Genomic DNA, 25901 nt, shown 5'->3' on the forward strand with positions numbered 1-25901 from the left:
ATCCGCATAGCGGACAAACCGCAACCCTCGTTCGCTTAGCTCTTTGTCCAAGTCATCTAGAAGAATATTCGCTAGCAACGGACTGAGTGGGCCCCCTTGGGGTGTGCCCTCTTCTGTTTCTTCCAGAATCCCATTCACCATAACCCCTGCATTCAAATAGGCACGAATTAGCTTTAGGACACGCTTATCCGCCACTTTTCGTGCTACCCTTGCCATGAGCATGTCATGGTTTACTCGGTCGAAAAATTTCGCTAAGTCCATGTCTACTACCCAGCGGCATCCTTCTTGCATGTAGCTCTGAGCTTGTTTCACCGCATCATGCGCTCGCTTCCCAAGACGAAAGCCATAGCTATGCCTCGAGAAGCCTCTGTCGAAGATCGAGTTCATCACTTGCAGGAGGGCTTGTTGGAGGAATCTGTCCATCACGGTTGGGATACCCAGTAGCCTCACACCGCCTCCGGGTTTGGGGATTTCCACCCGTCTGACTGGCATGGGTCTGTACGTTCCCTGTAGGAGTTCCACTTTCACTGCTTCCCAGTGTGTATTCAGGTAAGCCTGTAGATCTGCTACCGTTACACTGTCCACACCAGGCACTCCGCCGTTCTGTACCACTCGCTTGTAGGCAAGTCTCAGGTTGTCTCCTTTGAGCATTCGTTCCAACAAGTCGTTATTCTCTTCGCGAGAGGAAACTTGGATTTGTGCCGACGAAGAACTCGGCACTCCGGCATACCCTGACGGCTTCACCGCTTCTCTTTGCCGCAAGCTCTCTTGCGAGATATTCTGCTGTCTTTGCTCTTCATACGAACGCATCGGTCCCCTCTCTCCTTTCGGTTCAGCCCTTCCGATTTCCGGCGTCCCGTACTCTCGTACTATGGCCTCTGCTGACTCCTGTGAATTCAGCGCAACCTCGCGGTTGCGGTTACGAAGTTACTTCGCTTTTTTTTTCCCACAGGCCTCCCCAGATAAGAACGTCATCTTTCTGCCCGCAACCACTGGAGTCTACAAGGTTAGCCCTTGGCGACTTCGGATTTCATCATGTGTTGGTGACTCATCCTGCTAACCCTGCCTCAAATCCAGTTCGTGTACCTTGGCTCGTGCATTTGCCTCCAGCTTCCTTCAGATTCTGCCTCACGACAGACACCCTTGCTCTTGGCTAACGGTAGGCGTTCGCCAGCCCCCGTTCGGGACTTTCACCCTAGAGATGACGCCCATGCTGGGCGTACAACAACTCTAAGACAGCCCCTAAACTGGGCTGTCTTTATTTATTTTCATCTGCTCGTCATACGGTACGAACGCCGTTACAATTATTTGCCTAGTAATCATAATATAGGGTACATGACAAGACTAGGTTATCGTTTAGAAAAAACAACTTTGTGCATCACGACGGAGGTGATAACCATTGAACATCGTTATCATGGCAGGTGGAAAAGGCATAAGATTCTGGCCTAAAAGCACCGAACATAAACCTAAGCAGTTCCTCCCCCTTTTATCCTCCCGAACGCTGCTGCAAGAAACATACGCCAGATATCGACAGTGGCTCCCTGCATCACGTATATACGTAGCCACTACCCATGCCTATAGCGAACTTGTTATGGAACAGCTGCCTGAATGCGAGCCAGGTCAGCTTATTATCGAGCCATGCGCACGAGATACAGCTCCTTGTATCGCGTTAACAGCACTATTTTTTCTTCATCGCAATCAAGATGAGCCGCTTGCGATCGTCCCTTCCGATCAGCATGTACCTCAAGTCCATAAACTGCGAGATGCTCTTTATATCGCCACAAAGGAAGCCGACCACCATCATAATGTAGTCATGCTTGGTCTCGTCCCAACAAGACCAGAGACAGGTTTCGGATACATTAAAGCAAATGAAGAGCTCTCCAGCAACGGATTATTCCCTGTAGCTTCCTTTATCGAAAAACCAGATCTCCCCACTGCTCAACAGCTCATTCATACACCTCGAACCTATTGGAACAGCGGTATTTTTGTATGGCGACCTTCCACGATCGCCTATTTAATGGAGCTGCATTGCCCATCAATCTGGAAGCCGCTAACTGAAACATATCCTTCAACCGATGAAATATATTCCCACCTCCCCAAGCTATCTGTGGACTATGCCATCATGGAGCATGCTTCTCAACTGTACGTATTGCCCGTCAATATGGAATGGGATGATGTAGGAACCTGGAATGCCGTAAAACGCTATTATGATGAAGATGAAGCTGGAAATGTCGCACAAGGTAACATTCGCTCTCTTGATGCACACAACAATATTATTTTTTCGGATAAAGAAGCCATCGTCATCGGAGCTAGCGATCTTATTATTATTTCTACAGAAAATGGACTCCTCGTCTGCCATCAATCCGAAGAGCAGCGCATTAAGGAAGTTATGAAAGATAAGGACGTTTGGAAACACCATTCTATAAAAGAGGTGAAACCTTCTCCATGAAAGCATTAATTACGGGAATTACAGGCTTCGCAGGCAGTCATTTGGCTGAATATTTACTTAGTCTTCAAGTTGAGGTCATCGGAACCGTTCGGAACCGCAGCCGCATGAATCATATTTCACACATCGAAGATAAAGTCCGCTTGCTTGAATGTGAGCTGCGCGATCCATTTTCTGTAGAAACGTTGCTAACTCAAGAAAAACCAGATTATATTTTTCATTTAGCAGCTCAAAGCTTTGTACCAACATCGTGGAACTCTCCGGCAGATACGATCTACAACAATGTAGCTGGACAGTTAAATATTTTCGAAACCGTTCGTCGATACCAATTGCCCACACGAATCCAAATCGCCTGCTCCAGCGAAGAATACGGGCATGTTGAAGCGCATGAAACACCAATAACGGAAGACAATCCACTCCGCCCTCTCAGTCCATATGCGGTAAGTAAAGCGGCTCAAGATTATTTAGCCTACCAATATTTCAAGAGCTATGACATTCACACGGTTCGCACAAGGACTTTTAACCATACTGGCCCAAGACGTGGAGAACAATTTGTCACCTCCAACTTCGCAAAGCAGATTGCCGAGATTGAGAAGGGGTTGCGTCCACCTACCGTGCATGTGGGGAACTTGCAAGCCAAGCGAGACTTCACAGATGTCCGTGATGTTGTAAAAGCATATTGGCTCGCCTTAGAAAAAGGTGAAGCTGGAGAATGCTACAACATTGCTTCAGGTTCCTGCATTACGATTGAACACATGCTTCACATGCTGCTTGATATGAGCGATGTAACGATTGATATTGTTCCCGACCCTGCCCGCATGCGGCCTTCTGATGTCGAGATTCTGCTTGGCGATACATCCCGCTTCGAGAAACAAACCGGATGGAAACCGCAAATCCCATTAGAGCAAACCTTGCATGATCTTCTTCAATATTGGCGTGAACGCGTCTGAAAGGAGGCGGAGTCGCTTTGAGCACGGTTCGCAAACGATCCAAATCACGTATCAAAAAGAAATCGTCCAAGCGAAAAAAATCATTACAGAAAAAACAATTACGAAAGAAATCTACCCGTAAAAATCGCAGCAAAAAGTCAACCTCTACTGGCTTCCACACCAACAAAAGAAAAAAGCAAAATCGACGACTTCGTAAATCTAGAAATGCAAGGCGACAATCGTCAGCACACACGATAGCTACCCCAGTGACAGAAGTTCAACATCAACATGTAGTTGAACCTATATCACCAACATCCAGTACACCTTCTAACACGAATGAAATACATTCCACTGCAACGAGCACAACCATTTCATCCAACGTAAATCCAACTGAATCTGGAACTGCCGTAACTGCCCCACTACCTGCTTCTGCTCCTTCAACAAATACTCAATCTGCACTCCAAACCGCTCATGCTGAACAGTTGCAAGCTTCCCGTGCAGCCACTGCGTCCCGACAGCCACCACAAGCTGACATTCGATATACAACCTTTGCTCTTCAATCTCAACCTGATGATGCAATGACGGATCTCTTTCCTCTTTCATCTAAACATCTTGCCCGCCGCATCACCGTCATCATTTTGGCGTGGAATGCGCTAGACTACACTCGTTCCTGCCTAGAAGCTATTCGCAGCAGCAGTGAGAACAATGCAATGATAGATGTTATCGTCCTCGACAATGGCAGTACAGATGGAACAGCTGACTACTTAAAGTCACAATCGTGGATTAAACCGATATTTTTAGACTATAATTCAGGATTTGTTGCAGGCAACAACATTGCGATCAAGCATGCTGATCCAAACAGCGATATCGTATTATTGAATAATGACATTAGAAACAGCCGCCCAGATTGGTTAAAACTGCTGCAAGAAACAGCTTTAAGCGCCGCTGATATCGGTATTGTTGGCTGCCGATTGCGAGGTAGCGATGGTTCGCTACATCATGCAGGCACCTATATTATGCCGGACAATTTAATGGGTCAGCAGATTGGTGGATTGGAAACAGATGTAAGACAGTATGTGGATATTCGGGATGTGCAAGGTATCGTATTCGCCTGCGCCTATATTAAACGTGAGTTATTGAATAAGATTGGCCCTCTAGACAGTGATTACTTCTCCTACTTCGATGACACAGACTACTGCTATAAATCTTGGTACGCTGGGTATCGTGTTGTCTATGATGGCAGATTAACGATGCTGCACCACCACAATACTTCCACGCGTGTTAATGGAGTCGACTTCTGGGAAATGTACGAAAAATCCCAGAGCGTGTTCCGCTCAAAGTGGCAAGAGAAGCTATTTGCCAAGTACAAAACAGGCATCACTTGGCGATCCGTTGTTAATTTGCCTCTGTTCGGATACGCAGAATCCTCCCGCAACTTTATGAATGCCTTGGAGCAGCAAAATGTTATGGTTTCGTATCGATATGTATACGGGCCTGGCTCACCAATAGAATTGGAGGAGCCAGCTGAATCAACAGATATGCGAATTCAAATCTATCAGCAGCGTCAAGAAAGCTTGTCTAATCCGGGCATCGTATACGGGCAAGGAGATGCCTTCTTACGGAACCCGAATAAATACAAAATTGGATTCACGATGCTGGAAGTAGATGGCTTGCCAAATGAATGGATACGCCAAAGCAACGCGATGAACGAAGTCTGGGTACCTTCTTCGTTTAACATGTATGCCTTCAGAGAAAGTGGTGTACACGTCCCTATTCACGTAATGCCATTAGGTGTAGATACACAATATTTCCACCCACATGTCAACTTCAATCGCTTCTCACCTTCCTATACGTTTTTAAGTGTATTCGAATGGGGGGAACGCAAGGCACCAGAACTCCTATTCCGAGCTTTCCGCGATGCCTTCCAGCCGCATGACGATGTTCATCTCGTATGTAAGATAACGAACAACGACACTAGCATCGATATCGCGAGTGAAATTCGCAAGCTTAACCTAGGCGTGATAGCTGAAAAAATAACGTTCATTTATAATCAACGAATTCCTTCCCACCAAATGGGGAGTCTATATCGTTCCGCCGATTGCTTCGTGCTCCCAACACGCGGAGAAGGTTGGGGGATGCCCATTATGGAAGCGATGGCTTGCGGTTTACCCGTTATTACGACGGATTGGAGTGCACCAACGAGCTTCATGAACGAAAATAATGCTTTCCCCATTCCTGTTCGTCGCCTTATTCCTGCAGAAGCACGCTGTATTTACTATGAAGGTCTGAATTGGGCTGATCCAGACTACGATCATCTCGTCTATGTGATGCGCTATGTATACAATAACCGTGCAGCAGCTCAAGAAATAGGCGCTAAAGCTGCGAAGCAAATTGCAGAGCGATGGACATGGCATCACGCCGCTGCTCGAATAAAATCACGCCTGGAACAGTTAAGCTAATACTCCCACGGAAAGGAGATTGCTTCCCTATGAAAACGGACACTCAACATACAACTCGGCCCACTAAATCTCGTAAATCGACAGGAGCAACCCAACGCCGTAAGCGTAAATTAAAAGGCAAGTTTGCCTCAACTCAGTCTCGCTCTCGATCGTCATCCAAGTTAACTGCTCGACGCAAACAAGAGCGAAAAGCAAAGAAAGCTCGACACACAAAGAAATCTAAACATCGTACACGTGTCAAACGATATGTGAGCAGTACATTCAATGAACTACGCGCTGTCAAAGCGCTGGATAGAGAAAAGAAAAGCAAACTCCACGCGTTACAGGCGGAAGCTCCACCACTCCCTTCACCTTCAACGGTAGAAGGTGCACCCATATCGAGCACGAACGACACCTTCTTACACGAACCTATTCTGTTACCAGAACAAGAACCCCCTCAATCAACCAAGCAGACATTAGGTGTGAATCTATTCGGATTTTGCTATGCCGAGATGGGTATAGGTCAGGCGTTAAGACTTGGGGCAATGGCATGCTCTGAGGCAGGCGTTCCGACTACCCTCCACAACTATCCTTTATTAAAGACAACGAGACAACAAGATTATTCGCTGCTAGGGAAACTAGCCGAAGCGCCTAAGTATGGAGTCAATCTTGTTTATTTCAATCCTGATATTTTGGAGCAAGTGATCTCCTATTTCTCTCAAGATACCTTTAGGTCAAAATACACAATAGGCTATTGGCACTGGGAGCTACCTGTTGCACCTCCTGAATTCGATGCTGCTTTCAAGCATGTCAATGAAATATGGGTTCCTTCTGAGTTCGTACGTGCAGCCATCGCTGAGCGCTCTCCTGTGCCTGTATATACAATGCCGCATGGAATTACTACAGAGCCTTTATCTCCTTACAACAGAAGTAGCTTTGGCATCCCTGAAGATCACACGGTCTTCTTGACCATGTTCGATACGTACAGTATTACAGAACGTAAAAATCCAGCTGCAGTTATCCATGCCTTTAACAGCGCATTCCAATATGACGAGAAAGTGCATCTTGTTATTAAAGGACTTTGTCCAGAGAACGGGAATGAGAGCTATCAACAGCTAGAACAGATTGTAAAAGGTCATCCGCAAATGACGCTGCTTACAGAGCCTTTATCTAGACAGGAGACGTTGTCGCTCATCGCATGCAGCGATGCTTATGTATCCCTTCATCGTGCTGAAGGGTTCGGTCTATGCTGCGCAGAGGCCATGATGCTCGGTAAGCCGGTCATCGCGACGAACTGGTCAGGCAATACAGAATATATGACAGCAGACAACAGTTACCTCGTTCCTTTTTCATTAACTGCTATTACAAACAACTATGGGCCATATACAGCTGGTCAAATGTGGGCAGAACCTTCTGTCGTTGAAGCTGCACGTTATATGCGTACGATTCACGATCTCCCTAATAACGCCCGCTCGATAGGCGCCAAGGCTCAAGCCGATATGCAGCAGCATTACAGCTTGTCTGCAGCAGGCAATAGAATGCGGCAGCGTTTAGAGCAAATTATCCAATCCTAGTCATGTTGAAAATGTAACAAGAGAAGAGGCTATCCCGACCACTAGTGCGAAGGGATAGCCTCTTCTCTTACCTTTACATATTTGGTAAATACCATAACTATTAAACAATTCCCCACAAATCACACAGCTGACGACCATCTGCAAACATTCGTTGCAAATCCGCATACTGATGAACAGGAACAATTGAACCATCGAAGTTGATTACACTCAATCGTGGACACAACTGTTTTAACGCGTTATACAGCTGCTCCGGGTCTTCTCCAAAAATATTGCGCTGCGCATCAGGATTGAATTCAATTAACACATGAGGGCGAAGCTGACGAAGCAAGTTCTCCGCTCCTCTTAACACTCTCGTCTCGGCGCCTTCAACATCTATTTTAATACAGTCAAGTCGGTGTAAATTAGCTTGCTTCATCCAATCATCAAGCTTTACACAAGGGACAATTTCTTGAATACCATGACGAGAATGAGGGGTTGTAATATGAGACCATCCTCCCCCGAAGTCAACATAAGAGAAGGTAAGCTCTATATTTTCGTCATAAGCGCCAGCCTGTATCGGTACAATATTGTGCAATTGATTATGATGCACATTAAATGATAAATAACGATAATTATGCGCAGAAGGTTCAAAGGCATACACTTTACCCTGCTTTGCCTGATGTGCCATCGCAATCGAGATGGCTCCCAAGTTCGCTCCTACATCCATACAAACCGCATCCACTGCTATATACTTCTGTATCCATCTCATAAGATGGGGCTCATAATAACCGTTAGCCTGTTCGACCCCTTGTAAGATGGCATCTGCCTGATTTGAAGTTAGTACATACGCTTTATCTTCATCAGGTATACGAAGCAATGTTGTCTTTACATGCTGCATAGCACAGCTCCTTTCAATTTTGTTCAAGAAAACGCTCATCTTTGTCAGCTTGCTTATAGCTTCAGGCATTTCTTTGGCATTTCCTATTGTATGCACAGCAACTCCAATAAGGCCCTGGCAGATTCATTCTCCACAGTTGCCCCGCCTGTCCACACCAACCAAGATCAGCATGCATACATAATGGATAAGAGAGATGTTAGTAGCTAGAAAGGAGGCTGCTTATGCATGCAGAACGATGTTCTGGATCCTATAACGCAGTGATCAGTCTTGGTTCCAACTGCCTTCCTGCCATACAACTAGAAAGAAATGGCCTACGGCGCTTTACAGGGCCCATTGATTGGATGGACTCCAAACATACACCTGCCATCATAGAGCTTATTCATAATCACTTTGATCATTTTTTGTATAAACCTCATTTACAATCACTTGGTATATTAAACGATTTTGTGCTCATCCAAGATAATCGCTATCAAGTCATCGTCGTACATGATTTTCCTGTGTCCAATAATGATGAACACCATTGGAATAGTTATCCTGAAGTTGTTGACAAAGTAACTCGCCGTATCCAGCGATTATATCAATACATGGAACGCAGTGATCGGTTGCTCTTTATACGTACTGATACGACAATGAACGATGCGCTTTTGCTAGAACAGGAGCTTCGGAGCCACGTTAAAAAAGAGTTTCACTTGCTTATTGTTAATCATGAAAATGTGGGCACCCTCTCCCCATTACATTGGCCTCTCGTATACGGAACAGCCTTTGCTCTTCCAAAAAATAATGATATTTGGAATGATAATGATGCCCACTGGAAGACACTGCTGCAAGGAGTAAAAATAGTGCCCTCTAGAAAATTCACAAACTAATAACTTCGTTAAGATTGATCGATGTACCCCCTAATTAAGATAGGTCCATGTACGACAGCACTATTCGTACGTGAAACAAATGAAAAAAAGTAAGTAGGATCCCCTGCTTGTTCTGCCTGAATCTCATAATCTACAAACAAGGTCCCCTTCTCATGGCAAGTTTCTGTTGCCTGATAGACAAGAGGACCTTGTGCATGATCAATCCGAATAAGCAGTTCGAGCTCGCCTAGATCCGCTTCTTTTACTTTTGCCCAGTCAATCTCCATCTGGATGCCCGTCCATTCCCCTAACTCAGCACCATGAAGACACATCCAGCCAAAGGCGTGTTCCTTGATGCTAGGTATAATAGGTTGAAAAGAGCCATATGGCAGATGGCGTGTATCTAGAAATTTGAGCACATCCTATCCCTCACTCACCATGTTCGAGTTATGGAATAGCGTATGCATCTTGTCATGGATAAGCATGGGATACTTGCTGATTTTCAGCTATGCTTAGGGGCTTTTATGGTCCATTCACAACATGCACAACAAAAAGGTCAGCTATGCATTCTAGCTGACCTGCTGACCTTATCTATTAATATAATGAAAAAAATTAACTTTCATACGAGAACCTATTCATTAAGAGTACCTTTTTCTGTTCCATGTATAAGCTATTTATGAGTGCGTAAGCTGATGACTTTCTACAGGAGCCGTTGTCTCTCTAATAAGCAGCTCTGGCTCAAAACGAACGGTAATGTTGCGTTTGTTCGTGCCGTTAATTTGACGCATAAGTACATCCACTGCATGTCGAGCCAACTGTTCAGCAGGCTGCTTCATCGTCGTCAAATGCGGACGCAGCTCAGCGAACATCAGCTGATCGTCATAGCCGACCACGGACATGTCGCGGGGAACTTGGTATCCTTTTTCGGTCAATGCGTTGATAACTCCAATCGCAGTGAAGTCATCTGCGGCAAACACCGCTGTAGGCAGGCTTCCTTCTTGCAGCCACTTCTGAACTGCATCGTAGCCAGAAGTAATCGTAAACTGGCCAAATTCTACAGCGAATGGCTTGAGTCCTGCTTCACTTAGTGCGTAACGGAAACCTCTTTCCCGCTCGATTGCACTTAAAAAATAATCGGAGCCTTTGATATGAGCAATGGAAGTATGTCCTAGGTCAATAAGGTGTTTCGTTGCTTCATACCCGCCTTGAAAGTTATCAACGAGAACAGAGGAAAAGGAAGGTTGGATATTTTGACAATCAATTAGTACAAATGGTATCTTCCGCCTACGCAATTCGTTCACGTAGTCTTCTTCATGGACAGCCGCCAATACGAGCAAACCATCTACACGGTCTTCTTGAATAAGTTCCTTACCAGCACCAACCTCTGTTGGATAGTTAGCTACGGATATGGCTAAGTAATAACTGTATTGTTTCAAATGACTTGAAATATGCTGCACTACTGTATCTAAAAATGAATCTTGAAGGGTCGTAACGATGACGCCAATTACACCCGTTTTTCCTTTTGCCAAGCTGCGTGCCGCTGCGTTAGGATGATAATTCAGTTCTTTCATCGCTTGAAGAACCTTCTGCCTATTTTTCTCGCGCACCGTCTTAGCATTGTTTAACACACGAGAAACGGTTACAACGGACAAGCCAGCTTTTTTAGCTACGTCAAAAATACTGACTTTCATGCTTCTACTCTCCTCGTCTGTAATCTATGGATTTGAAGTTTGTCCTCCTAATCATATACAATGTCAACCAAAATTCCAACAAAATGAAGCAAATATCCGCTGAAAAAAGGAGGTTTTATACATTTTTATCGAATAATAAGTAAAAATACCTAGTCGACTATGCGCTTGGACTATATTTTTGTCAACTAATATGACATTTTTTGCGTATGTGTAACAAAGAAAAAGCACCATCTCGACTCTGCATATGCAAAGATAGAAATAGTGCCACGATATAATAGCTTGAAGCAAGGTGATTTACGTCATTTTATGATCAAAAACTGCCTTCAGGTGTCATCATTCGATCATAAAATTCTTCATATTTGTCTCGATCTGGGGAAGCCAGCAGGGACATTGCCGAACGAGGATGCTCGTCCAATGTGCCTGTAACTAAGTAAGGAATTAAATATCCCCATTCCCACTTCTCACGCATCGTAATCATATGTTTTTGAATGAATCCTAGTGAAGGACGAAGATGGTATTTTGTATTTTTCAAATGCGTCAACAACAGTTCCGTTGGACAGTTGCCCGCTCCACGACCCATTCCATAGACAGAAGCATCGAGCAGTTCAACGCCAAGCTCAGCAGCAACAAGCGTATTGGAAAATGCTAATTGCATATTGTTATGTGTATGTACACCTAGGCGCTTATTAGGCAAATGTTCTTGGAACTTCTCTACGAGGAACTTAAAATCATTATGGTCTAAGCTTCCATAGGAGTCGACAATATAAACTACATCAACAGGGCTTTCTTTAATCATTTGGAACGCCTCTACCAAGTCATTATCCATGACATTGGACAAAGCCATAATATTAATTGTCGTTTCATAACCAAGGTCGTGGAACTTCTGCACGAGGTCGAGCCCTTTGTCTACATCCTTGATATAACAAGCGACACGAATGAGGTCCAACAAACTTTCGGAACGAGGTAAAATATCATTCTCATCTACACGGCCAATATCAACAAGTGCAGAGAGCTTTGTATCGCCTTTGTTCGGAATCACTTTGTTCAAGAAATCCTCATTCAAGAAACGCCAAGGACCAGCCGCCTCTGAACCTTTCATCAACTTAGGAGAATTTTTGTATCCAATCTCCATGTAGTCGACGCCAGCTGCATTAAGTGAAGCATACAGATCTTGCACAAATTCGACACTGAAATCCCAATTATTGACGAGACCTCCGTCACGAACGGTACAGTCAACAATTTTGCAATGATTTGTTTTCATCTCGCTGTCCCCTTTGTTTTTTTAATTTTCTTCATTTTAATGGAAAGCAACCTAGAAAGCAAAGCAAAAGATCAGTTTGTAACAAAGTCATCACTTACTACAAAAATCTCATTTAGTAAACAGCTTCGACAATTTCTTCTGCATAAGGAATCAATGCGCTGGAATCCTCCAAATTACTCGTAAATACTAATACTAGCTTCTTTTCTGGGACCACAAATATATACTGTCCTGCGTGCCCCATTGCAAAGTAAGCCTGAAAACCCGCCATTGATCGGACCCACCAATGGTATCCGTAGCTTCCAAACCATAGAGATCCTTTCGAATGCTTCGATGTGGAGTGAGTAACCCAGATCTTCGGAACGATCTGATGCCCTTCCCACTCTCCGCCGTTCAAATACAATTGACCGAACTTGGCCATATCCCGTGGGACCATTTCCATTCCAAGTCCACCAGCACTCATTTGATTAGGTCCTGTCAACCAAAACACATCACGGATACCCAAGGGCTCAAATAGTTTGCGGTTAGCATACGTCTGAAGACTTTCTCCATATTGCTTGTGAATAATGGCAGATAAGAGCTGAGAAGCACCTGTATTATAGTTAAATTTCGTACCTGGATTTTCATTCATAGGCCGATTCAGAACAAATGATACCCAATCACTGCTATAGATCATCGGTTCTACACCATAATCCCATTCGCTCCACTCAGGCCAATCTAACCCCGTACTCATCGTCAGCAAATGCCTAATCGTCATCTTATCATTACGAGGTTCGGAATCTTGTTTCCAGCGTGGGAAATAGTCTGCTACAAGATCGTCAGCACCTTCAATAAGCTTCTCTTGCAAGGCAATCCCTACTAATGCGGAGGTAATGCTCTTCGTAACGGAATTTATCGGAAATCGTGTATTTGCATCGTAACCTTCCCTATAATATTCGTCCACGATAGCTCCATTTTTTACGACTACCATTGCATAAATCGGCATGCTCTCCAAACGAAGCTTGATTGTATCCAATGCCTCCATATCAAAGCCAGCCTCATCGGGGGAGATGAATTTCCACGAGCTCCGCTCTGCTTTATGATTCGCATCACCATGATGAATAGACTTTGTAATCGTTGGTTTCAGCCTAGTGGTACCGCTGTCCCCCATCGTACAGCTAGCTAGCAATGCGATTACAATAATAGATATAAGACTCGTAATCATTCGACGCATCGCGAATCACACTCCACTTTTACATTCCCCTACTTGCATCACTCATACATGGCAGCAAGACGCTTTGCTCTCACTTCTGTTATCGTCTCAAGAAAGCGACGTTCAACTTCTCCCATATAAGCATCAGAGCGACGTATATAAACAACAGATACTTGGCGAAATAATTCAGGAATGGAGAACAACGTAACCAATCCTTCACGTTCCAACTTATGCACAGCCGCACGAGGTACTAATGTGATGCCCAAGCCAGCAACAACTGTACCAATGATAGTCTCTAGCGTACCGAACTCCATCACTTTAATCGGTGTGACTCCTTCGCTTTGCATCCATTTCTCCAATTTGGCACGGTAACCGCAGCCGCGACGAAACACGAGCAATGGCAGATGCAGCAATTCCTCTAATTTCGTATGCGTATTTAACTCTTCTCGACTGTGACTGCATACAAGTACAAGCTCCTCTTCAAAAACAACGTGCTGATCAATATTAGGAACATCTACAGGACCAGATACAAATGCCCCATCCAGCTTAAGCTGCTGTACCTCTTCCGTCAGAGATTCCGTGACACCCGTAACTAGCGAAATATCTACATTCGTATATCTGCGGTAAAAGAGATTCAATATGTCAGGCAATCCAACAACCGTCTCGACAGAACCAATTTTCAGCATTCCAGCCGGATCTTCTGGATTTTGAAAGGCTTTATGCATTTCATTCATCAGCATCGTCATTTTTTCCGCATAAACGAGCAACTTTCGACCTTCTGGATTCAATGTCATGCCACGACGATGACGTTGAAACAACGGTCGGCCCATTTCTTTTTCTAAAGAGCGTATACGTGCTGTTACATTCGATTGTACATATCCAAGCTGCTCTGCAGCCTTACTTACACTTCCTTGTTTTGCTACTTCCATAAAGATTTGCATATCGCTAATTTCCATAATGCACCTCTCCGACGACACTTTGATATCATTAATAATGATACTTTAAATCACTTATAATTATTTTACAAGATAGTTGAAGCCACTTATGATGTTATTGAAAATAGTAGAAGTCGTATAAATACAAAGTGTATATGCTAGGAGTGAATGTAACAATGTCGGCGTCACGTCTATGGAAAGGTGCTCTATGCTGCTTCATTGCAGCTGTAGCATGGGGAGCTATGTTCCCTGTTGCAGAAAGCGCCTTGCATCATTTGGATCCATTTTGGTTCTCAACCATTCGTTATGTAACTGTATCCGTATTACTCATCTTGTTGCTGCTTTGGAAAGAAGGTCGACAAGCATTTCGTGCGGAAGGTCGATTCTTCTTACTCTGGATGTCCGGTACGTTTGCCTTTACCGTTTATAATTTCGGTATATTTTGGGGACAGAAGGAGCTCGGAAAGTCAGGAGTATTATTAGCCTCCATTATGGAGTCATTTATGCCTATGCTCGCGGTTCTCATCGTCTGGGCAGTCACTCGCAAACGGCCGCGCATGATTACATTAGGATGTGTAATAGCAGCATTTATCGGTGTTCTCTTCGTCGTTACGAAAGGCGACTTGGGGATGTTTAGCAGTGGCGAATTCAAACCAATCCCACTATTAGCTATCTTTGTAGCTGTTGTTGGCTGGGTGATTTACACCATATCATGCGGACAATTTAAAGGCTGGTCCGCACTCCGAATTTCGACATTAACTTGCATATATGGGTCAGCGACTTCCCTCGTTGTCGTACTTATCTTATCTGCATTTGATCAGATTCAAGCACCTGCAATTAGTGAATTAACTGGAGTTTGGCCTGAAATGTCATTTATGATTTTCATTGCAGGATTGTTAGCACTGCTGTGCTGGCTTAAAGGCATTGAACTGCTGTCACCTGTTAACGGTATGCTTTTCATCAACTTTGTCCCTGCAACAACGTTTATCATTTCCATCATTCAGGGCTATCAAGTATCTGCAGCAGAAATTTTAGGAACAGTCATCATTACTTGTGCACTTATAGTAGATAACGTAGCAAGTCGAAGAGCGGAAGCGACGATGAAGGAGAAAAGAAGCAAGACTCCGTCCAGATCGAGTGTAGCTCAACAAACCTAATCACAGAATGGGATGAAGGAGAGGTCATGAAGATGGCCTCTCCTTCTTGTTTGCAACTCGCTTTTGCTGTTACACGTAAGGATGTATTGTCTCCGCAAGTGTACGTACCATAACGCCTGTTCCGCCTTTCGGATTAACGCCCCGCGACTTCTTCAAGTATGAAGTTCCCGCAATGTCAAGATGAACCCAAGGCAAGCCGTCAGCGAATGTTCCAATAAACAATCCACCTGTTATTGTTCCGCCTCCGCGTCCACAGCTGTTGCGAACATCCGCCACATCACTCTTTAATAAATCCCAGTATTCCTTATGAGATGGAAGCGCCCATACGTGCTCGCCTGCTCGCATCGATGCTGCAAGCACCTCATTCAATAAAGGCTCATCATTTGTAATCGCGGCTGTCGTCACATCACCAAATGCCACGATCGCAGCCCCTGTCAATGTAGCTACATCGATAAGCTTCGATGCGCCGAGTTCCTTCGCATAGGTCATCGCATCAGACAGAACAACTCGACCTTCAGCATCCGTATTAATGACCTCAATGGTGCGTCCACTGTAGGTCTTTACGATATCCCCCGGTTTCAAAGCATTGCCGCCAGGCATGTTCTCGGCAGATGCAATGACACAAATGACGTTCTTGTTCGGACGCAAACGACCGATCGTTGCCATCGTACCTAGAACAGCCGCTGAGCCACCCATATCACTAATCATTTCTTCCATGCCATTTGCTTGTTTTAAGGAAATACCACCCGTGTCAAACGTAATGCCTTTGCCCACAAGCCCGAGTACATCTGACCAATCTTCTTTGCCTTGATACTTAAGGACGATGAGTCGTGGTGGGTTTACACTTGCTTTGCCTACACCGATAATGCCGCCCATACCTTTAGCCTCAAGCTCGGTTTCATCAAGTATTTCTATTTCCAACTGATACGTATCTGCTATACGAGCTGCTACGTCAGCTAATGAAGATGGATAAAGTTCATTGCCTGGCAAATTAGTCAAGTCTCTTGCAATCGTCGTACCAATCGCATAAGCATGACCACGTTCTGCGCCCACTTTCCATTGTTCATGATCCAGAACAGCTCCGAACAGTTCTAGCGTTTGCAAATGATGTGGAGCCTCTGCTTCCTTCTTGTACGTATCACGTTGATAAGCTCCTAGCAAGCAGCCCTCTACCACGGCTTGCGCTACAATAGCTGTCCGCTTCTCCGGCGTAATAACAGCAAACTCATGGGTTACATATATAGCCGGATGAGCTGCCTTCAATCTAATTACTTCTCTTGCTGCTTTGGCAAACGCACAGCGCAGTTCTTCCGTTGTCCATCCATGTTCGGAACGAACGATCGCTATTAAGAAACGCACATGGCCTTCACCTGCTGGAAATACATGAACACTTCCTGCTTGTGCCTTAATAACGCCTGTCTGTATCGACTGCTTACAAATGGCTGCGCCAGGAACATTCATCGTTCCATTTAACCATTCTGATTTTGTTGCTATTGCAATAACCGCATCCGCTTCTACGGATTGTTCTAGTGAAGAGCTAACTTGGATTGTTACGTGTTGAAGTGCTTCTGCATTCGTGAGCTTAACCATCCTGACCACCCTTTATCTCTTATGATGTCATCTATTATATCATATCAAACTTACCATTCTCCAAGTGAAGAAGAAGGTCGAGGTTGTTCACCATTCGAAATCGGCAAGCGAATAACGAATTGGGTCCATTCCTCTTGCTGACTGTCTACCTCGATCACTCCACCATGATTACGAATAATGCGATAGCTGACAGACAAGCCTAAGCCTGTCCCTTCATTTTTCGTTGTAAAGAATGGATCAAACAGCCGTTCAAGGGTGCGTTCATCCATCCCTTTTCCGTTGTCACGTATCGTTACGGCTACATACTTGCCTTCTTTAACGGCGTGAATTTGAATGCTACCTTTGCGAAGGTGAGCCACCTCAACAATCGCGTCGATTGCATTGCGGATCATATTTAGAAACACTTGCTTAATCTGCTTCACGTCTATAGATACAGTAAGAGGCTGTTCAGGCGCATGTTCCATCCACTCTATTTCACAGTCCTTCATTAACGCCTCGCTCTCGGTCAATAGCACCACTTCCCGCAGCAAAGACGAAATCGGAACTTCTGTCGTAAGGGGAGCTGTTGGCTTCGAAGAGTTAAGAAACTCAAAAATGATATCGTTGGCTCGATCGATTTCAGCCAGTATGATGCGTGCATATTCTTCTTTGCCTAAGTTCATCAAATGAGGTCTCAGCAATTGAATAAATCCGCGAATCGATGTTAATGGGTTGCGTATTTCATGCGCAATCGCCGCTGCAATTTTACCTAATATCGCCAACTTATCGTTCTGTACAGCTGTCTGTTCAATACGTTTATAGTCCGATACATCTTTAATGCTGAACAAGAAATCTCCATCCATTTGCTCACCGTGGGTGAACGTCACGAGAAAAGTTCTTCCTTGACGATCCGTTATTTCATGATAGCGCTTTCTCCTTTGGATAGTCTCTCGGAATACCCGAATCATCAATTTCCGTTTATCCCGTTGAATTAACGGATGACGCATAAGCTCAATCAGCGTGCAGCCGACTAATTGTTTGCGCGGAACTTGAAGTAACGTCGCGGTTGCAACATTGACAAATGAAAGAGTACCGTCTTCATCGAACAAGACGATAGCACAGTCCATCTGCTGCAGTACGTTTTCGTACTTGTTCTGGTTGAAGTCCCCGGCAAATAGAGCACGACTAGGTTGCATCCAAGGTTCCCGAATAGGGTTGATAGCCAAAAACTCCCCCTCCTTGCTCCCTTGTTCCATCTGAATGACGGACAAGCATTCCACAAAATAGACATAAGATCGATGCAGCATCTTTGCAGCTTCATTCCATTCCACATGTGACATCATCATAGTCATCGTATCTTCATGAAGGGTTAAAACGTCATAGGGCTTCACTTGTTGGCTTGTCCTAGCAATTGTTCTGGCCGTCTCCAAGTCTTTCTCGCTGCCGTTCAACATAAACTGGCGCAAACTCTTTGTATACTGCGACTTCCAATTCACTATGTCCAACACCGTATCTTCGGAAGGACTTATCATCGTGATCACCTCACTGCCCACTACTTTTGACTGGACAAGATGTGCTCTGGTTACCAATAGTTACATGATAGTTATAATGACATCACTTAATCAACCCTAGAAAATGTCGAATAATCGTATAAAAAGATGAATCGGCTAAAAGTAACCTAAATGGAACGTTGTGCATGGTGAAACTCAAAGAAAGGCGATCCATGTCGTATGTGAACAGACTTAGAAGAGATAGTCCGTGCGACAAACAACATGAATCGCCTATGTTGATAAAGGAAACTTCTGCTTGTTGTTGTAACAACTGATTCACGAACGCTGCTTCATCAACTGGGCTTTGCGCCTGCTCATGAGCGCCAATCGACGCTTCAATTGCAACTCCCAGGGCTTGTCATCCCACTGCTTCGCCAGCGCCAATAAGTCTAATGACACATCAATCTGGCTGCGGACGATATCTAGAGGATCTTCATCCTCATGATTGACACAGTTCTCAAATATACGGCTTTCATCCTGCACGACATACTCTTGAAAGTCAACTTCCTCCGCCCCATCTGTCTGCGCATAATCGGCAACGATTTCATACTCATTTTCAACCAAATAATGTACCTCGATGCGTTGACATACCGGGCACAGCAACAGGGGAACATTATGAATCCTTGTTCGATAATGCTGTAGTGACCCCTGTGTTCCTATCATACTTGCTCCACAACAGAAGCTCATGTTCTCCCTCCTCAGCATAACGTCAGAGTAAATGAGAAGCGTTGCACTCATAAGTAGTGTACCCAAGTTGTATCGCGGAACATAGTTATAGAAGCATATTCGCTTCGTTACCACGAAATTCCTTTTTATGATGAAAAATGGTGACTAAAGTCTTGCTCGTGACGCGATTGTCCTACACGCATAAGCGAATTAGCAAGCGCATATAGATGATAAAACCTATCCAATGGAACGGAGGAATGAAAAGATGTCTTCTCATGTATTGTTCCTGTCATCCAAGCAGATCAGTTACTTAACTTACAACGAAAGGAACCACGAATTAGTTGCTAGCTATGCAACAGGCGAGTGTAGATCTTTTTCATCCATATCTATAAATACGTTCGAGCAGTTGCTGCATTCTGAAAATCGGTATGATGACTTCGTTCGTCTCACGCAAGCAAAGTTTGGTGTGCCCACTTCATAAGGATACCGTACTGATAAAATCCGCCAGCTTCTCTTTTCTTCACGATGATCTACTAAGATAATACCTCATTTCATAGATTCACAATCAACAAGATTTTAAGTTTCACTGGGATATCTTTACCAAAAACTTAGACATACATCTTTGTACGCACGGATAAGATGATCAGGAAACGAGTTTGTGCGGTCATCAGCACAAGCGCAATAAAGAGAACGGAAGGAGGCAGCTATGGTTCAGCCATCCATTAATAATCGCCATTACACTGCGAATCAGAGCAATATTATTCACCTGATGGTTCAACAGCCGACGGTTCTGTTTGGCTATTGGGAAGTAAGCAAACGTCTAAAGTCTCTTATCGAGCGGCACTACCGGAGCTCTTGGCATGAACTGCGCAGAGTTGCCCGCCTCTATCAGTATACTTACTCGGAATCAGATTCCGCACCCTTGATCTACTATGATGCCGAGGTTGGCAATAGTGAGAGCTGGTACTTCCGTCACGTGGTGCCTCGCCATCGATATGCGCTTGATTATGGATTTATTAATCACAATCACCAATTCGTCTCTCTTCTACGCTCAACTCTAGTCGGAACACCGCGTAATGACCCGGATTGGATAGTAGAAGTCAGGCATGAATCATCAACTATTCACGAATGCTCGCCATCTGACTCCCAACACCAACAATACGGACAATCCAATTACTCACCGTTTCAACAATTCTCAACATACACGCTTTATAGCGACAATTAATCATGTTAAAGGGGTTAGACGATACGATGAGCCAATTGCTTGAAACAAACTCGACGATTTCGCTAAATAGGGTGCATAAAGCGGGCGATGGCTGTGTAGCTTTAGTGCTGCATGCCCATCTTCCCTATGTACGACATAACGAGCAGGCAGAGAGATTAGAGGAGCGTTGGTTCTATGAAGCTATGACTGAAACGTACCTCCCTCTCTTAGATATGTTCGATCGTCTGGAACGTGATCGGGTTCCTTACCGGCTGACGATGACATTAACGCCAACTCTGCTAGCTATGATGGATGATCCACTCATGCAATTACGATATGAACGTTATTTGTCACGCTCTGTTGAGTTAGCACAATCGGAAATAACACGAACAGCAGCACAACCAGAGCTGCAAGCTGTCGCAGACATGTATGCCCAGCATTGGTCTTACCTTCTGCAGCGGTTTCGCGAATGGGATCGTTCCATCATCCCTCAATTTAAGCGTCATTATGAAGCAGGTCATCTCGAACTAATGACATGTGCATTAACCCATGCATTTCTCCCATTCCTTAAGCATTCTGCACTTGCACAAGCTCAAATTGAATACGGAATCATGGAGCATGAGCGCCACTTCGGTGTTCGGCCAGATGGCATCTGGCTTCCTGAATGTGCTTACGCCCCTCATTTATCAAAACTATTGCAGCAATCCGGTATTCGCTACTTTATTGTCGACCAACATGCACTACAGCAGGCTGAGCCAATGCCAGTCAATGATACGTTCGTACCTATCACGACAGAGGACGGCGTGTATGCTTTCCCAAGAGATGCAATGTCTTCCCATCAAGTATGGAGCAGCCACGAAGGCTATCCGGGTGATCCGGATTATCGGGAGTATTACCGTGATATCGGTTTCGATCTTGGCTGGTATGACGAGGACGAATGGAACTATATTAAGCCTCATTTATTAGCCGATGGAGCGCGAATTAACACCGGCTTGAAATATTATCGCATTACCGGTAGCAATGGTGAGAAGCAGCCCTATTGCCCGGAATGGGCCCGTGCACGCACGGTCGATCACGCCCGACATTTTATACATAGCCGGATACAACAACTAAGGCATGCCAAAGACAATGTAACTGGCATTCCCATAGTTCTATGTCCGTATGATGCTGAGTTGTTCGGTCATTGGTGGTATGAGGGACCGCAATGGATCGAAGCCGTATTCAGAGAATGGCATGAGATGCAGCAGCAAGGCAATCAAACATTAAGTTTCGTTTCCCCGCTCGACTATGTGAACGCTGTACCAAATGTGCAGCAGGCTGAAATGTCGATGAGCAGTTGGGGACGCGGCGGTTATGCCGAAGTTTGGCTCCAAGAAAAAAACGACTGGATCTATAAACAGCTTCACAAAGCAGAGGAAAATCTCCTCACCGTGCTGCAAAGACATGCGAATGATTGGGGCTATTCTACCATTCGAGAACGACTTGCCAATCAATCGATTCGTGAACTTATGCTGGCAGCGGCAAGCGATTGGGCGTTTATTCTTGATGCGGATACCGTACCTAGTTATGCCATCGAACGTACGAATCATCATCTTGAGCGTTGTCAGATACTTCTTCATATGTTGGAGCACGGCATTTACAATTTGACGGAACTGGAGAAATTCGAGGCTGATACTCCTTGTTTCCCTAATCTACATTATCGCACTTTGCTGGATGCCATGACAAATGAAGCAACGAAAACACTTAACAGTCGTAGTAATAGCTCTACTAGTGCTGCCCCATCATCATCGGACCATCAACTTATGTTGTCATCCTTATTTGCTTATATTCGTCAGCAGCTACCCACTTCTCCTTCTCAGCAAGATGCAAATGATAGAAACAGCCTTACACAAAATTCAGCTTGGAATAAAAAACGCATCCTCATGCTAGCTTGGGAATTCCCTCCACTAGTGATAGGAGGCTTGTCACGAGCTGTTTATGATTTGTCACGCTATCTCGTCAAAAGAGATTGCGAGATTCATATTGTCACAAGAGAAGTACCTGGAACACCGCTCTATGAAAAAATGGACGGGATTCATGTACATCGAGTTCCACTCGCCCCATCCATGACCGAGATTGGGTTTATGGATTGGATTTTCCAGATGAATGCTTCATTTACCATTTGCACCGATGCCCTAATTACAGAAGGGATTCATTTTGACTTCATTCATGCCCATGATTGGCTTGTTTATCTAGCAGCCCAAGATTTAAAGGAAGCCTACCAGCTCCCACTTGTAGTCACGATTCACGCAACAGAGCATGGGCGGAATCACGGGGCTATTCATACTGACATGCAGCAACGCATTCACGAAATGGAGTACGAACTTACGCAAAAAGCAGAGCATGTTATCGTCTGTTCTCAAGCGATGAAGCGTGAAGTAGAGCGAATCTTTGATTTGCCACCTATGAAAGTAAGTGTCATTCCAAATGGAGTCGAATGCGTCAGTACGATCTCATCTTCTGCACACAATCACTCCCCCGATCATATTTCATTACCGATTCGCAGCACAGATATAGATAACATCCGAGTTTTTCGCTCCACGATTGCTAAGCCAGAAGACAAGATCATTTTTTTCATTGGCCGACTCGTTTATGAAAAAGGCGTACAAGTGCTATTGTCATCGCTAAAGCTTGTCCAAGAACGCGTTCCTAACGTAAAACTTGTTATCGCTGGAGCAGGCCCTATGGCATCCGAACTTAAGCGCCTTACTGCTGAGCTTGGCTTGTCCCATTGTGTGCATTTTACAGGATTCGTCAACGATGAAGAACGCGATCTGCTCTTTGATATTACAGATGTATCCGTATTCCCTAGCTTGTACGAACCTTTCGGTATCGTTGCACTGGAAGCGATGGGTCGTGGTGTACCTATCGTCGTCTCAGATACAGGAGGGTTGGCAGAAATTATCGACCATAATCATGATGGCTATAAAGCGCTGTGTGGACATACCGAGTCTCTCGCATGGCATATTACCGACCTACTGCTCTATCCTGACAAAGCTGAGCAGTTCGCTAAGCAAGCCTATCGAAAAGTGACAACTCTTTATGATTGGGATGTCATTTCCCTTTCTACAAGACAAGTTTATGAAGGAGTGATAGCTCAATGAAAGCAGTTATTATGGCTGGAGGAAAAGGTACACGCCTGCGTCCTCTAACGTTAAACACGCCGAAACCGATGGTACCGTTGCTTAATCGTCCTTGCATGGCGTACATTATCGACTTGTTGAAGCGTCACGATATTCATCAAATTGCTGTCACCCTTCAATACTTGCCAGATTCCGTTCGTGATCATTTTGGAGATGGCTCTGAGTATGGAGTACAGCTCGTTTATTTCGAAGAAGATTCACCTTTAGGAACAGCTGGTAGTGTCAAAAATGCAGAAGCGTTCCTTGATGAGACTTTTATTGTCGTGAGCGGTGATGCGCTAACCGATTTCAACTTAAGGAAGGCAATTGAATATCATAGATCAAAGCAAGCGCTGGCAACGATGGTCCTTACTCAAGTAGACTCCCCTCTAGAGTATGGAGTTGTTATGACAGAGTCAGATGGCCGCGTCACTCGCTTTCTGGAGAAGCCTAGCTGGAGCGAGGTTTTCAGCGATACAGTCAATACTGGCATTTATGTATTAGAGCCATCCATCTTCAATTGGATACCAGATAACTCACCTTACGACTTCAGCCTAGACCTCTTCCCTACCCTGCTGCAAAAAAAGGAACGGCTATACGGTTATACCGCTTCAGGATATTGGTCAGACATCGGCAACCTAACCCAGTATCGTCAATCTCAGTTCGATATGCTGGATCGAAAAGTATCGGTAAACTTAGCTGCCACAGAAGTAATGCCAGGCATATACTTGGAGTCCGACGTTAAATTACCGTCCCGTATCCATCTAAACGGACCTGCTTATATCGCATCAGGCTGCAAATTGCACCCCGCTAGTTCGATAGGACCGTATACCGTACTAGGCGAAGGCAATACCATTCACTCTTCCACCAAGCTAGAGCGTACGATTATGTGGAACGGAAATTATGTTGGCGAACATAGCGAACTGCAAGACAGTCTCATGATGAATCGCATCATCATCGGCTCTGGTGCACAGCTAGATGAAGGATGCGTCATTGGATCGGGATGCACGATTGGGTCCAAGGCAACGATCAGAAGCAATGTACGATTATGGCCTAACAAAACTGTGCCAACGAATACAGCCGTTCATGAATCTTTAATCTGGAGCAATGAGGCATCCAAGCCTCTTTTCACAAGTCGGGGGATAGTCGGCATCCCGAATGTAGATATCCATCCTGACCGAGCTGGAAAGCTAGGGGCAGCATACGGCTATACGCTGCCAAATGAAGCTACCGTAATCGTAGCGAACTGCAGCCATACCTACTCTTCCTTGTTGAAAGACAGCTTTGTATCAGGCCTTCGGTCTGTAGGCGTCCATGTTGTAGACATCGGAATATGCGCGGATGAAGTAACTCGCCATGCCGTACGCAATCGTTCTGCACAAGGTGCTGTTCACATAAAAGTCCAATTGGATCATCAACATGTGCCTCAAGCGGTACTTTCATGGATGGATGGCCACGGTTGGCCAATTGCTAAGTCAGCAGAACGGAAGATCGAGAACGCCTATTTTCAAGAAGACTACGTACGCTGCCATGCAGAAGCAGTAGGCAGTTGGAGGCAGGATGCATATGCTGTAGATCAATACTTGTCGGCACTTGCGAAAGAACTAGACTTCTCTGTTGCCCACACTTCTTCTCTCGCCTATGTGCTTCAACTCTCTCCTTCTGTTGACATCGATCTTGTCCAACGATTTTCAGCCGCTGTTGGAGGTAGAAGACTTATTATTCAAGACTATGCCTTTGATGCAGAATCACTAGCAGCACTAATCCAGCAGACTCATTCGGATGTGGGCATTTATGTAGGGGATGATCTTCAGCTTCAGGTAGTTACACGCTCAGGCTCTCTACTCTCAGATGATGGGCTGATGCACGTAATTGCTTACGCACTTGAACGTACTGGCGTGCCCGCTGTTCTAGGCGTCCCTGCTTCGTTCAGCATAGGTATCGAAGAAGAAAAAATGGGACGTACACTGCGCTTAGTTCGCACAAAGGAATCGTTGCGTTCAGTTATGGAAGCGACAGCAGGAGTTCCATTCTGCCCCCTCAGCCATCGCCTTTATGCCATCGGCCTACTATTACAATTGTTCGCAGACGAGAATAGCGCAGTAGATAATCTGCTGCACAATCTTCCAGAATCGCATACTGCCAAAGAAATTGTTCAATGCGGCTGGCATGAAAAAGGCATCTTAATGCGGAAAGTGATGGAATGGGTCCGGTCTGATGGACAGCAAGTAGAACTGCTGGATGGCATTCGTATTTCAGGCGATGATGGAACCGTACTCATTATGCCCGATGCGGATGAACCACTGTTTCAAATATACGCACATGCTAACAATTCCATGGACGCAGAACGTTTAGCTCATGATTATGCTTCCCGCTTGTTTCAATCACATCAAACGTTAAGGAAGTGAT

Annotated in this window: 20 protein-coding genes; 10 read left to right on the forward strand and 10 right to left on the reverse strand. The window is 44.9% G+C overall.

Annotated features, from left to right (window positions below; all coding sequences use genetic code 11):
- A partial coding sequence (gene ltrA / locus IFO66_RS10515; RefSeq protein WP_192025106.1) for a group II intron reverse transcriptase/maturase occupies nucleotides 1-810 on the reverse strand: 810 nt, incomplete at its 3' end.
- 589 nt (nucleotides 811-1399) lie between these two features.
- Between ltrA and IFO66_RS10520 the strand changes: the two genes are divergently transcribed.
- From IFO66_RS10520 to IFO66_RS10535, 4 genes are read left to right on the forward strand one after another with little or no spacing between them, the layout of a single operon-like run.
- On the forward strand, nucleotides 1400-2449 hold the full coding sequence (locus IFO66_RS10520) for a mannose-1-phosphate guanylyltransferase (protein WP_192025107.1): 1050 nt from the start codon (nucleotides 1400-1402) through the stop codon (nucleotides 2447-2449).
- On the forward strand, nucleotides 2446-3396 hold the full coding sequence (locus tag IFO66_RS10525; RefSeq protein ID WP_028593043.1) for a GDP-mannose 4,6-dehydratase: 951 nt from the start codon (nucleotides 2446-2448) through the stop codon (nucleotides 3394-3396). Before IFO66_RS10520 ends, IFO66_RS10525 begins: the two co-directional genes overlap by 4 nt.
- Before the next feature lie 17 nt (nucleotides 3397-3413).
- On the forward strand, nucleotides 3414-5834 hold the full coding sequence (locus tag IFO66_RS10530; protein ID WP_225445672.1) for a glycosyltransferase: 2421 nt from the start codon (nucleotides 3414-3416) through the stop codon (nucleotides 5832-5834).
- Between the two features lie 29 nt (nucleotides 5835-5863).
- Nucleotides 5864-7387 carry a glycosyltransferase family 4 protein gene (locus tag IFO66_RS10535; RefSeq protein ID WP_192025108.1) on the forward strand — a complete coding sequence of 508 codons (1524 nt, stop codon included), beginning with the start codon at nucleotides 5864-5866 and terminating at the stop codon, nucleotides 7385-7387.
- A gap of 100 nt (nucleotides 7388-7487) precedes the next feature.
- Here the strand turns inward: IFO66_RS10535 and IFO66_RS10540 are convergent, their stop codons facing one another.
- The gene (locus tag IFO66_RS10540) at nucleotides 7488-8264 is read right to left on the reverse strand and encodes an FkbM family methyltransferase (protein WP_192025109.1); all 777 of its coding nucleotides are present in this window, start codon (nucleotides 8262-8264) and stop codon (nucleotides 7488-7490) included.
- 221 nt (nucleotides 8265-8485) lie between these two features.
- Here IFO66_RS10540 and IFO66_RS10545 point away from each other — a divergent pair, with 221 nt between their 5' ends.
- Nucleotides 8486-9130 carry a DUF1796 family putative cysteine peptidase gene (locus IFO66_RS10545; RefSeq protein ID WP_192025110.1) on the forward strand — a complete coding sequence of 215 codons (645 nt, stop codon included), beginning with the start codon at nucleotides 8486-8488 and terminating at the stop codon, nucleotides 9128-9130.
- An 8-nt stretch (nucleotides 9131-9138) separates the two neighbouring features.
- Here the strand turns inward: IFO66_RS10545 and IFO66_RS10550 are convergent, their stop codons facing one another.
- The 5 genes from IFO66_RS10550 to IFO66_RS10570 all read right to left on the reverse strand — a co-directional run bounded on the left by IFO66_RS10550 (nucleotide 9139) and on the right by IFO66_RS10570 (nucleotide 14206).
- Nucleotides 9139-9528 (reverse strand): hypothetical protein, encoded by a 390-nt coding sequence (locus IFO66_RS10550; RefSeq protein ID WP_192025111.1) that lies wholly within the window; start codon nucleotides 9526-9528, stop codon nucleotides 9139-9141.
- Between the two features lie 255 nt (nucleotides 9529-9783).
- Nucleotides 9784-10800 carry a LacI family DNA-binding transcriptional regulator gene (locus IFO66_RS10555; protein WP_192025112.1) on the reverse strand — a complete coding sequence of 339 codons (1017 nt, stop codon included), beginning with the start codon at nucleotides 10798-10800 and terminating at the stop codon, nucleotides 9784-9786.
- A gap of 310 nt (nucleotides 10801-11110) precedes the next feature.
- The gene (locus IFO66_RS10560; protein ID WP_192025113.1) at nucleotides 11111-12061 is read right to left on the reverse strand and encodes an aldolase catalytic domain-containing protein; all 951 of its coding nucleotides are present in this window, start codon (nucleotides 12059-12061) and stop codon (nucleotides 11111-11113) included.
- A 112-nt stretch (nucleotides 12062-12173) separates the two neighbouring features.
- A complete protein-coding gene (locus tag IFO66_RS10565; RefSeq protein WP_192025114.1) occupies nucleotides 12174-13271 on the reverse strand; it encodes a serine hydrolase domain-containing protein in 1098 nt (365 codons plus the stop codon).
- A gap of 38 nt (nucleotides 13272-13309) precedes the next feature.
- Nucleotides 13310-14206 carry a LysR family transcriptional regulator gene (locus IFO66_RS10570; protein WP_028593049.1) on the reverse strand — a complete coding sequence of 299 codons (897 nt, stop codon included), beginning with the start codon at nucleotides 14204-14206 and terminating at the stop codon, nucleotides 13310-13312.
- A gap of 155 nt (nucleotides 14207-14361) precedes the next feature.
- Between IFO66_RS10570 and IFO66_RS10575 the strand changes: the two genes are divergently transcribed.
- Nucleotides 14362-15342, forward strand: coding sequence for a DMT family transporter (locus IFO66_RS10575; protein WP_192025115.1), 981 nt, complete (start codon nucleotides 14362-14364; stop codon nucleotides 15340-15342).
- Between the two features lie 69 nt (nucleotides 15343-15411).
- Here the strand turns inward: IFO66_RS10575 and IFO66_RS10580 are convergent, their stop codons facing one another.
- The 3 genes from IFO66_RS10580 to IFO66_RS10590 form a co-directional block, all read right to left on the reverse strand.
- On the reverse strand, nucleotides 15412-16932 hold the full coding sequence (locus IFO66_RS10580) for a leucyl aminopeptidase (RefSeq protein ID WP_192025116.1): 1521 nt from the start codon (nucleotides 16930-16932) through the stop codon (nucleotides 15412-15414).
- A 50-nt stretch (nucleotides 16933-16982) separates the two neighbouring features.
- Complete coding sequence (locus tag IFO66_RS10585; protein ID WP_225445673.1) at nucleotides 16983-18443, reverse strand: ATP-binding protein; 1461 nt, start codon at nucleotides 18441-18443, stop codon at nucleotides 16983-16985.
- A gap of 294 nt (nucleotides 18444-18737) precedes the next feature.
- A complete protein-coding gene (locus IFO66_RS10590) occupies nucleotides 18738-19148 on the reverse strand; it encodes a hypothetical protein (RefSeq protein WP_028593052.1) in 411 nt (136 codons plus the stop codon).
- A gap of 244 nt (nucleotides 19149-19392) precedes the next feature.
- Between IFO66_RS10590 and IFO66_RS10595 the strand changes: the two genes are divergently transcribed.
- The 4 genes from IFO66_RS10595 (at nucleotide 19393) to IFO66_RS10610 (ending at nucleotide 25900) form a co-directional block, all read left to right on the forward strand.
- On the forward strand, nucleotides 19393-19608 hold the full coding sequence (locus tag IFO66_RS10595; RefSeq protein WP_028593053.1) for a hypothetical protein: 216 nt from the start codon (nucleotides 19393-19395) through the stop codon (nucleotides 19606-19608).
- 225 nt (nucleotides 19609-19833) lie between these two features.
- Complete coding sequence (locus IFO66_RS10600) at nucleotides 19834-20352, forward strand: DUF4912 domain-containing protein (RefSeq protein WP_192025117.1); 519 nt, start codon at nucleotides 19834-19836, stop codon at nucleotides 20350-20352.
- A 26-nt stretch (nucleotides 20353-20378) separates the two neighbouring features.
- Nucleotides 20379-23474, forward strand: coding sequence for a 1,4-alpha-glucan branching protein domain-containing protein (locus IFO66_RS10605; RefSeq protein WP_192025118.1), 3096 nt, complete (start codon nucleotides 20379-20381; stop codon nucleotides 23472-23474).
- Complete coding sequence (locus IFO66_RS10610; RefSeq protein ID WP_192025119.1) at nucleotides 23471-25900, forward strand: sugar phosphate nucleotidyltransferase; 2430 nt, start codon at nucleotides 23471-23473, stop codon at nucleotides 25898-25900. The genes IFO66_RS10605 and IFO66_RS10610 overlap by 4 nt, the downstream gene beginning before the upstream one ends.
- Nucleotide 25901 lies beyond the last annotated feature (1 nt).

The organism is Paenibacillus arenosi (assembly GCF_014841135.1).
Classification (GTDB): domain Bacteria; phylum Bacillota; class Bacilli; order Paenibacillales; family Paenibacillaceae; genus Paenibacillus_B; species Paenibacillus_B arenosi.